6 protein-coding genes are annotated in these 10,657 nt (G+C 49.5%); 3 read left to right on the forward strand and 3 right to left on the reverse strand.

The genetic code is table 11. The features are described from left to right. The first annotated feature begins 221 nt into the window (after window positions 1–221). Window positions 222–1,292: a glycosyltransferase family 1 protein gene (locus tag QUA16_RS33765; RefSeq protein WP_333106053.1), complete on the forward strand. Its 1,071-nt coding sequence runs from the start codon at window positions 222–224 to the stop codon at window positions 1,290–1,292. A 229-nt stretch (window positions 1,293–1,521) separates the two neighbouring features. Further along, window positions 1,522–2,604, forward strand: coding sequence for a glycosyltransferase family 1 protein (locus tag QUA16_RS33770; protein ID WP_333106052.1), 1,083 nt, complete (start codon window positions 1,522–1,524; stop codon window positions 2,602–2,604). A 253-nt stretch (window positions 2,605–2,857) separates the two neighbouring features. Here QUA16_RS33770 and petG read toward each other — a convergent pair whose 3' ends face one another. After that, window positions 2,858–2,977 (reverse strand): cytochrome b6-f complex subunit V, encoded by a 120-nt coding sequence (gene petG / locus QUA16_RS33775; RefSeq protein WP_006632329.1) that lies wholly within the window; start codon window positions 2,975–2,977, stop codon window positions 2,858–2,860. Between the two features lie 180 nt (window positions 2,978–3,157). Here petG and QUA16_RS33780 point away from each other — a divergent pair, with 180 nt between their 5' ends. Then, window positions 3,158–3,538 carry a cytochrome c gene (locus QUA16_RS33780; protein WP_333106050.1) on the forward strand — a complete coding sequence of 127 codons (381 nt, stop codon included), beginning with the start codon at window positions 3,158–3,160 and terminating at the stop codon, window positions 3,536–3,538. A 145-nt stretch (window positions 3,539–3,683) separates the two neighbouring features. On the opposite strand, the gene QUA16_RS33785 is transcribed toward QUA16_RS33780, so the two are convergent. After that, a complete protein-coding gene (locus QUA16_RS33785) occupies window positions 3,684–9,032 on the reverse strand; it encodes a DUF4347 domain-containing protein (RefSeq protein WP_333106049.1) in 5,349 nt (1,782 codons plus the stop codon). A gap of 1,026 nt (window positions 9,033–10,058) precedes the next feature. Beyond that, a complete protein-coding gene (locus tag QUA16_RS33790) occupies window positions 10,059–10,418 on the reverse strand; it encodes an NIL domain-containing protein (protein ID WP_333106048.1) in 360 nt (119 codons plus the stop codon). Between the last annotated feature and the right edge of the window lie 239 nt (window positions 10,419–10,657).

A 10,657-nucleotide genomic window follows, 5' to 3' on the forward strand; every position in this document is an offset into this window, starting at 1 on the left:
TGTTGGTAAAACCCGCCCCTACAATTGGGATAAATTTTGGTTGGGTGGGGGCGGGTTTAGGAGATTATGGGTTTGAGTCAATTATTGTTGGTAAAACCCGCCCCTACAATTGGGATAAATTTTGGTTGGGTGGGGGCGGGTTTAGGAGATTATGGGTTTGAGGCAATTATTGTTGGTAAAACCCGCCCCTACAATTGGGATAAATTCTGTTCTATAAAATCATGTCTAATTCACTGTTAATCAATTTGTCCTTCTTAACACCCGAACCAACTGGAATCGGGACTTATGCCGCTAATATTTTCCCAGAACAGCAACAGCTAGAACCAACATTACTGACTTCCCAGCAAATTGAAAATTATACTTGCTATCAAATCCCCGAAACTCTGACACCGGCTCGAGGGCCGAAAGGACAAATTAACAGGCTGCTGTGGACTCAATTTGAGTTACCTAAAATTTACAAAAAATTGCATTCCAGCCTGATATTTTCCCCCATTCCCGAAGCACCTTTGTATTCCGGATGCCGCTACATCGTCACAGTTCACGATTTAATTCCTTTGCGATTTCCCCAACGGTTTTCTCGATTAACAGCTTATTTTCGGTACTACATACCGCAGGTTTTGCGGCAAGCAGAACACATTATTTGCGATTCTCAAGCAACGGCGGCAGATGTTGCTAAATTTTTCCATATTCCGTCTAAGAAAATGAGCGCAATTCCCCTAGCTTGCGATAATATTAATTTTAGATATCTCGACTTGCCAGCCAAAAATTATTTTCTTTATACCGGCAGACACGATCCTTACAAAAACTTGGAAAGATTAATTGCTGCATTTGCGAGTTTGCCCGATCGCGCAAATTACGAATTGTGGCTAGCTGGGCCTCCCAATGCCTACACGCCGCAGTTGACAGCACAAGTTGAAGAATTAGGTTTACAATCTTTGGTAAAGTTTCTCGGTTACGTTCCCTATTCTCAATTGCCCGTACTGATGAATCAGGCGATCGCCCTAGTTTTCCCTACACTTTGGGAAGGATTCGGCTTACCAATTTTAGAAGCAATGGCTTGCGGCACACCCGTCATCACATCCAACCTGTCATCGATGCCAGAAGTAGCCGGAGATGCCGGATTATTAGTCAATCCTTACAACGTCGGAGAAATAGCCGAAGCCATGCAAACAGTAGCCACAGATTCACAAGTGCGATCGAACTTAAAAACTGCTAGTTTAGCCAGATCATCTCAATTTAGCTGGCACAAAACCGGAAAAGCAACAGCCAACATCTTACAAAAATACCTTTAAATCTTCCCTCTCTTCCTTTCTCCTCTCTGCGTCCTCTGCGCCCTCTGCGGTTAAACTCACATCTTGCAGCATTGTCAGCAACAGGCTTTCCGGCCTGTTCCACAAGAAAATTTATCTTTTGTGGAACAGGCCGGAAAGCCTGTTCCTAAAAAGCTAATTGAGAATGGTGCAATATCTCAGGTTAAATAAAAAAAATTCCAGCCCAAAACCGCAATCTACATATTATCCCATGCCCAATCCCCAATCCAACCTGCTCATCAACCTCTCCTTCCTAATTTCCAAACCAACCGGCTTAGCCATCTACGCCAAAAACCTATTTCCCCACCTAAAATCTCTCAACCCAACATTACTAACAGCAGAAAAAATTCCCAATAACAACTGCTACCAAATCCCCGCAAACCTAACACCAGAACAAGGAACAAAAGGACACATCAACCGATTGCTGTGGACACAAACCAAACTCCCCAAAATTTACAAACAGCTAAAATCTAACCTATTATTTTCCCCAATTCCCGAAGCTCCTCTATTTGCAGGTTGCCGCTATATAATTACAGTACATGACTTGATAGCGCTGCGATTTCCCCGTCGCTTCGATCCTCTGACACCTTACCACCGCTATTACATTCCCCAAGTGCTGCGGCAGGCTCAACACGTCATCTGTGACTCGGAATCAACTGCCAAAGATATCGCTAATTTTTGCAAGATTCCTACTAATTTAATTACGCCCATTTTCCCTGGATATGATACCAGTTTTTTCCGTTTTCTAGACTTACCAACAAGCAATTATTTTCTTTATATCGGCCGCCACAATCCTTATAAAAACGTGCAGCGTGTTGTAGCAGCCTTTGCTGCTTTGCATCATAATTCCGAGTACGAATTGTGGATAGCAGGTTCGGAAGACAAACGCTATACGCCGCTGTTGAAGGCGCAGGTTCAAGAATTGGGATTGGTCGATCGAGTAAAATTCCTAGATTACCTCCCCGCCGCCGACTTGCCCAAAGTCATCAACCAAGCGATCGCCCTGGTTTTCCCCAGTCTTTGGGAAGGATTCGGCCTCCCCGTGCTCGAAGCAATGGGCTGCGGCACTCCTGTCATCACATCTAACCTGTCTTCAATGCCCGAAGTGGCGGGGGACGGCGCCTTATTAGTCAACCCCTACAGCGTCGAGGAAATTGCCTCTGCTATGCAAGAGCTTGCAGTCGATGCCAAAGTTCGATCGCACTTACGGGATCTCGGTTTGGCTAGGGCAAAACAATTTAGCTGGGAAAAAACAGGCTTGGAAACTGCCGCTATTCTCGATCGATATCTTTAACGAAGGAAGTTCGGCAACGGATGTAACGGATGTAACGGATGTAACGGATGTCGAGAAGAAGGAAGAGGGAAGTTCGGCAACGGATTCGGTAACGGATGTAACGGAAGGAAGAAGGAAGAGGGAAGAGGGAAGAGGGAAGAAGTAAGTAGGCCGATTTAATGACCAATGCCCCATGCCCCATGCCCCATGCCCAATTCCCAATTCCCCATTCCCCCTCCCCCTGACAGGCTGAGTTAGGGACTGTAGACCCCTTTTACTTATTGATACCCAACTGATCGCCGCGCTTGTACTGCTGATAAGCAGCAAAAAACAGCCCCGCCAGAGTAACAAAGATTAGACCCAGAACAATACCTGAAAGCAGCGGTTCTACCATGAGATCTCCTTAACGTTAAGATTTAACAACCTATTTTTAATATTACCAGCACTTACACAGATGAATTTTCCAAAAAGCGCCCTTCCGGGAGTATTAGATCTTGCTCTCCCCGCTGCGAACGATTAAGCTATGTTATGAGAAATAAATTTTCTTGTAGATACTATTTTTAATTGAACTCCTTTGAATAACCAACTTGCCAGGAATGAAATTAAAAACCCGATCGAGCGACTTGCCCTATTTGCGCTAGCGGTGTTGCTTGCCATCATGTTGGCGGCGCTCGCAATTCGTCAATTTCAAGTCGCCGATCCTTACGTCAAAAGCGTACTATCCCTCACGGGCAACCCGTTTCAGGGTTCCGCCATCTTTCAAATGAACTGTGCGGGTTGTCACATATCCGTTTCAGACAGTCAAGTCGGGCCCAACTTGCACGGAGTTTCCGAGCGCAAATCCGAATTCGATCTGATCCGGCAAGTCACCAGCGGGCAAACCCCACCAATGCCGCAGTTTCAACCGAGTCCGCAAGAAATGGCCGACTTGCTGAAGTATCTCGAACAAATTTGACAAAAGAAGGGGAACGGAATTCATTCCCCTTCTTTGGCAGATCCTCGAAACCCATGCTTAGAGGTTGTGCTTCCCCCTAGTCCCTCTCTGTTGGGACAGCAGGCAAGTGTATGCTCGGTTCTAACTGCCGAGTTTGATCTGCGGACTAAACCAGCAAGCTAAAACTCTGAGCCGATAACTGGCTCGGCTGTACGCCCCTGAGTATAGCCAAAATCTGGTCGCTGTTGGCGATCGCGATCGCCGTCGAGCCGTTAGTTTCGGTTAATGACAGTTGATTGAAGTCCAAGCCTCCCACCAACTTGATCGAATCAACTCCTGCGGTGAAGTTGAAAATCGTGTCAATTCCTCCCCCCGCTGACAAGACAAAGCCATTGCTGCCAATGCCGCCGACGAGGGTATCGCTGCCAATGCCGCCAAAGAGCAAATCATCGCCGGTGTCAGCAAAGAGCAAATCATCGCCGCTGCCGCCAATTAAGGTATTGTTACCCTGGCCGCCGCAGAGAGTGTCATTGCCTTGATCGCCAATTAGCACGTCGTCGCCAGCGCCTCCCAAAATTACGTCATCGGCTTTGCCCCCGTACAATACGTCATTGCCTTCGTCGCCAGAAAGAGAGTCGTTGCCACGATTGCCATAAATCGTATCGTTACCGCGATCGCCAAAAATCAGGTCAAACCCTTTACCACCGAAGAGAGTATCGCTATCGATGCCTCCGTAGAGAGTATCGTTGGCTATATTGCCATTGATGTAGTCGCCGCCCCCTCGACCAAAGATCAAATCGTTGCCGCTCAACCCGAAGATAGAGTCACTGCCGGCACTACCCACGATCGTATCGTCGCCGTTAGGGCCATTGATCACATTACCCGCTGAAGGAGTGCCGGCCTCATTGGGAGTAGCGATCCTGGGGAAGTTCTCAGGGCAAACCAAATCTGTCGGTACAGGTGCAGGTGTCGGCGTCGGTGCAGGTGCAGGCGTCGGCGTCGGTGCAGGTGCAGGTGTCGGCGTCGGCGCAGGTGCAGGTGTCGGCGTCGGTGTCGGCGTCGGTGCAGGCGTCGGTGTCGGCGTCGGTGCAGGCGTCGGCGTCGGTACAGGTGGCAGTGGCACTGGCGGCGGAGTCGGAGTCGGAGTCGGAGTCGGCGTCGGAGTCGGCGTCGGCGCTGGGAAGTTGCCGAAGTTGATGCCGGTGACAATAGCGCCTGAAGTTAGGGCGATGTCGGCGGGTTCGGGTGTGCTTTGGGTAAACCCAGTTTGGTTGACTTCCCTGACGCGGTAGGTTCCCGGCGTTAGGTTCGCGAACAGGTAGTTGCCAGTGTTGTCTGTGGTAGTAGTAACAGGAGCAGTTCCAGCTACGACATTGGTTAACTGAATTTGGAAATTGGGTAAACCCGGTTCTCCAGCATCCTGAGTGCCATTGTTGTTGGTGTCTTGGAACTTCAGACCTCGGATCGCCCCGGGTTGGGGCAGAAAGTTGCCGAAGTCAATGCCCGTGATGTTATCTCCACTCTTAACCGCAAAGGGGGCGGGGTTGGGGGTCGTCTGCGTCCAGCCGTTTTGCTGGACTTCCCTTACCTGGAAAGTACCTGCGGGTATGTCCTTAAGAGTGTAGTTGCCCGTGGCATCGGTGATGGTAGTGGGTTCGCCCTGCTGAAACAATCCATCCGGAGTGATACTGTCGAGGAATATTTGCCAGTTAGCTAGCCCCAATTCTCCGGCATCCTTAATGCCGTTGTTGTTGAGGTCATTGAATTTTTGACCGCTGATAGTGGCCGGCTGGAAGTTGCCGAAGTTGATATTAGCGATGTCTTGACCGCTGGTGACAGTGATGTCGGCCGGGTCGGGGGTAGTTTGCGTCCAAGTAGGCTGCAAGACTTCCCGCACCTTGTAGGTTCCTGCTGGCAAGTCGGGGAATTTGTAGCTGCCGGCGGCATCGGTGAGGGTGTTCGGTTCCCCGGTGTCAAGAGTGCCGTTATCGTTGGTATCGAGGAAGAATTGCCAGTTGGCAAGCCCTAGTTCCCCCGTATCTTGTACCCCGTTGTTGTTGAGGTCATTGAACTTCAGACCACTAATCGAGTTGGGTCTGAAGTTGCCGAAATTGTTGTTTTGGGAATCTGTGCCGCTGGTGACGGCGATCGTAAACCCGCCGGGAAGAGTAGGCGTAGCTGGGTTGACGGGGGGCACAGTTTGCGTCCAGCCTGTTTGTGGCACTTCCCGCACTGTATAAGTGCCGGCTGGCAAGTTGGTGAACTGGTACTTACCGGCGACATCGGTGACGGTAGCGTTGGTGCCAGTTTCGGCGGCTACTGGGTCTTGCACGCCGTTGTTGTTGGCATCCAGGTAGATTGTCCAGCCTCCTAGGGGTGGTTCTGCTGGCAAATCTTGAGTGCCATTTTTGTTGAGATCGTTAAATTTAATCCCGCTGATTTTGCCCAACTGGAAGTTGCCGAAGTTTTGAGCCGTAATGTTTGTGCCGCTGACCGGGTTAATTGGATAAAAAGTCGGGCCGGCGGTTTGTGAGAAACCAGTCGGCACGTCTTCTCTCACAAAGTGCCGACCCGATCCGACGTTGGGAAAGCTATACGTTCCAGCCGCTGCTGGCGCTGTCCCGGTAACTTGAGATGCGATTTCCGCATCACCGCTATCTAAAGTGCTATTATCGTTAGTATCTTTGAACAAGCGAACGGTAGTGCCGTTGAGGGGGGTGTCGTCAGCAGAGAAGCCGTTGCCGGTGATGTCGGTGAATTTGGTACCGCTGACGGTGATGTTTTGGAAAACGCCAAAGTTTTGACCGGTGACGGGAGTACCGCTTTGGGCACTAACGAGAATTGCGGCAGCGGGGAAAGAGATGCTGGAGTTGGCTGGGGCAGTGGCTTGTATCAGGTAATTGCCGGGGCCGATATCCGAGAATGTGTAATCTCCGGCTCCCGCAGTGGTTTGGGCAGTGCCGACAACCGTATCTGTGCCGACTTGTAGCGTGCCGTTGGCGTTGGTGTCTTTGTATAAAGTGACCGTGACGCCGTTTAATGTGGTGTCATCGGGCGTGAAGCCGTTGCCCGCGAGGTCGGTGTAGGTTTTGCCCGCGATCGATGTTTTTTTGAAGTTGCCAAAGTTGGCACCAGTAACATCAATTACACCTGTAGAAGCGGGAGTCGGGCCGAGAGTCTGTACCCAATCGGTCGCAGGCGTTCCAGCGGGCGGGGCTTCTGTAATCGGAGTAGCTGTTTTTACGTCCGGGATCGTGTAGGTGCCGTCGGCTGCGGTGGTAGCGTTTTTTGTGCCTACAGAAATCACCCAGCCGGGGAGACCTGGTTCAGTGGCCGCCTGCTGAACGCCGTCACCGTTAACGTCGTTGAATTTCTGACCCCTGACCACTGGCCCGTACTCGTAAGCACCGATGTCAATATTCGGTTTGCTGACAAGAGTATTGTCAATTTTTCGAGGAAAGCCAGTACCTCGTTGGTCAAAAGCTGTAGCGCCCACTGCCGTTATTGTCGGGTCGCCCCCACCAATTGCAGGGTTGCTGCTAGTTGTGACCGGGCTGTTATCAACTAGGGCCAGGGTGAACGGGCCGGTAGTTGCACCGTTAAGTCCGGCAGAGGCGACTGGGGCTAATACATTTGCCAAAGGAACCGCTAATGCCTGACCTGCGAAACCAGTGCTAGTGCCGAGAACCCCAATCAGGTTGTTATTTCCTGTGAATGTCCCTGTAACATCAGTGTCGGTAGTAGCAACGTTGCCAGCAACGATCGTGTTTTTGACTGTAACTGTACCGCCGTTGTTGTAAATTCCTCCGGCACTAGCAATCAGACTAGCCGGTATGCCAACTGTGGCTGCTGTGGAAGTGTTATAGGCGATCGTATTATTGGTCAGAGTAGCGGTAGCACCTAAGTTGACAAAAATCGCACCACCAGCAGCTTGACCGGCACCTGCGGCAACATTACCAGCATTGCCACCCGTAACTGTGTTGCTATATAAGGTGCTGTTGGTCATGGTCAAATTGCCACCGCCAACAAAAATCGCGCCGCCTAAACCTGCACCGCCGCCACCAAAGCCAATAGCACCTGCACCGCCAAAAGTGCCTCCTGCGCTTGCAGCATTGCCACTACCGCCACCGCCGCCGAAGCCGCCAATGCCTCCTGCGCCGATAGCACCAGCCGCCGCACCTGTACCAAAATTACCGCCAGCACCACCGCCACCACCAAAGGTGCCAGCACCGCCAGCACCGCCATTGCCACCATTACCTTGAGTACCAGTACCAGCAGGACCGCCAAGGCCACCGGCACCACCACCACCGCCGCCACTACCGACAACGCTACCAGCACCACCAGCACCACCAATACCACCAGCACCACCGTTTGTGCCGCCAACACCAGTACCGCCAATACCGCCAATACCGCCAGTACCGCCAGCATTACCAGTACCGCCAGCCTCGCCATCTTCGCCAACCCCACCGGCAGCGCCATTACTTGCTAGACCATTTCTACCATTTCTACCATTTGTCCCTGCTGTGCCTCCAAAGACAGTAGCCAAATCCGCGCTACCACCCTTGCCACCATTCCCAGCCACACCTGCACCGCCAACGGCAGAGTTATTAGAAAAAGTAACTCTGTCAACTGTGACTGTACCGTTGTTGATAAAAAGTGCGCCACCTAAGCCTGCAGCGCCACCACCACCGGTGGTTCCTGCGTTGCCTACTGCTTTTGCGGAATCAATGGTGAGGTTTGAGATGTTAAATGTTGTGTTATCAACTACGAAGGCACGGTTGTTATTGCCGCTGATCTTGAAACCACCGCCAACAATAGTGGTGGTGTCGGTAATTCTCGGCAATTGCCCTGCGAGGGTAATATCGGCAGTGAGAGTAATCGTGTCACTGCCGCTGTTGATGTTGGCAACATTGATGGCATTTACCAGTCCGTTAAAGTCGCCAGTCGTTTGGTTCAAGTCAGCCAGTACACCACTGTAAGCTTCCCTCGCCTCAGCAGAAAATGCCAAAGCCGTCTCTATGTTTCCCGTAGTTACTTCCAGCACCCAGTCTCCACCCAGTGCCGCATTCCCGGTCAAGTTATCGGAAGCGGCAATATTTGCCCCGGTGAGCTGGCTCAGCCTTTCCACAAAAGCAACACCTGCTTCTGTGGCGGCGACGTTGCAACCGTAAAGTAGAATTTCGGGTTTAGCTGTAATTGAAGAGTTCGAGTTTGTTTCGGCTGCTGGCAAAGCAAACCATGTTTCTAAATAATTGCGGTAGCTTTCAATGTTGCACAGATTTAGTTCTGTTGCTCCCAGTTGCAAGCTGGCTGCGGCACCGTGAGACAAAATGTGGACGGCTGCAATGTTTTTCCGCTGTTTAAGTGTTTCGGCGATTTGCTCGATGCCGTCGCGATCGGCTTTCAGAATAACAATTTCTGTATCGGGATTGACCGTTTCTGTTAAACTTTCACAATCTTTAACTTGTGAATCAGCAAAAACTATCTGGTGTTTCCGTTCTTTATAGATTTCCACGTTCAAATTCTCCTGGTACACGCACACATCAAATTCATATCACAAACCAACTGCAGCAACGATCGAGCTTTTTCCAGCGCGGATGAGAGTCGTTGGCGAAGCCCGCCCCTACGGGGGCTACGCCAACGAAGAGGATCGCCCCTAATTTCACCTAACCTAACTTTCACCTAAATGGAATATTGACAAAAATTTTTTTATATGCTCCCCTGCCCTAACTGAGTTAGTTTGATTGTTTAGAAGTCTTAAAGGGGGATATTGTTCCGGCTGGTACAACAATAATGTTGGAGAAGACTTGCGCGCTGTTTATTGATATGTCAGAGATGGAGAAAAAACCAGATTTTATAAAAATTGTCAATCGAATAGTTAACGGATGGCTATCTATAACCTTTCTCAGAAAGATGAGGTACTCATGGGCATAGGGCATAGGGCATAGGGCATAGGGCATAGGGCATAGGGCATAGGGCATAGGGCATACCTCACTTTTTGGAGAACCGCTATATATTTGTTAATCAAGAGTCATCAGTCACGGTTATTAGCTGTAAACTGGTGTTATTTGGTAGTTGTTGGCTGCTGAATTATCGGTATGTGCGATCCTCTTCGTTGGCGTAGCCCCCGTAGGGGCGGGCTTCGCTAACGACCAACCGCCCTCAAATTTGTTTGTAGTGAGGAATGCAAGTCCTCTGAGTTTTATGAGGACTTGCATTCCTCACTACAAAAGTTAAAAAAGTTCTTTTACAGGAATAGATAGGACTGATTAATCCTCACCTAAAGCATCTAGGATACAAGCCCCCGGATTCATCCGTCCAGAAATAAAAAACGTGCATCCGATGAAACTTGCCCGCCGAATTTATCCGTGGGGCCAATGCTTAAATCTCAAATCTCAAATCTCAAATCTCAAATCGATTGACTCATGACTAATATTTATGGACACTATTATACTCAATAGATCGGGAAGAGGAAAGAAAATTTGGCGTGACCGTCCAGAATATTAACTCCTCTTCCATTTGGGCATCCAATACTCACTAATTACCAAGTTTCTTCATCGGGATTATTGGAATTGCTCCAGATTTCCACATCTAAATCATTGAGATACATCAGAGCCGTTTCAATCTGTTTACTTGTACCGTTCAGTTCCAAGTCAAACCAACCGTCATCTAAAGTTTTAACACCCAACAAAGCGGCATTAAAATTCACCGTCAAACCGTATTCAGAAATCAGGTTAGAAATCACAGGTTCCTGATGGTATTCTTTAGGAACACGAATGCGAATGCGGGTTTGAGTTGGTCTGCTGTCACCACTATCAGAGTGGGGAATATCTGATTCTTGGGTTCTGTGAAAATCGCCGATCGCCTCAAATTCAGATTCGCTAGTGTTGTGATCTAACATTGGGAACTCCTAATTTTTGTTTCAGTTTACACTTTGCATTAATATCTTGTAGGATATGTCGCTGTGAGATTTTCGAGCTTCCAACCAGATTGTCGATAGCGCCGCACCTACTAAGGACTCGTTTGAGGGATGAGGTTCACAGCCCGCACCCTAAAGCCCTACTGACTAATGACTAATGACTAATGACTAATGACTAATGACTAATGACTAATGACTAATGACTAATGACTAATGACTAA

The sequence above is a fragment of the Microcoleus sp. S13_C3 genome, assembly GCF_036700905.1.
Classification (GTDB): Bacteria; Cyanobacteriota; Cyanobacteriia; order Cyanobacteriales; family Microcoleaceae; genus Microcoleus.

What these genes read in the sequence shown, in the direction of transcription:
- QUA16_RS33765 (WP_333106053.1), top strand. Translation starts at nt 222, where the DNA reads ATGTCTAATTCACTGTTAATCAATTTGTCCTTCTTAACACCCGAACCA.
- QUA16_RS33790 (WP_333106048.1), bottom strand. Translation starts at nt 10,418, where the DNA reads ATGTTAGATCACAACACTAGCGAATCTGAATTTGAGGCGATCGGCGAT.
- petG (WP_006632329.1), bottom strand. Translation starts at nt 2,977, where the DNA reads ATGGTAGAACCGCTGCTTTCAGGTATTGTTCTGGGTCTAATCTTTGTT.
- QUA16_RS33770 (WP_333106052.1), top strand. Translation starts at nt 1,522, where the DNA reads ATGCCCAATCCCCAATCCAACCTGCTCATCAACCTCTCCTTCCTAATT.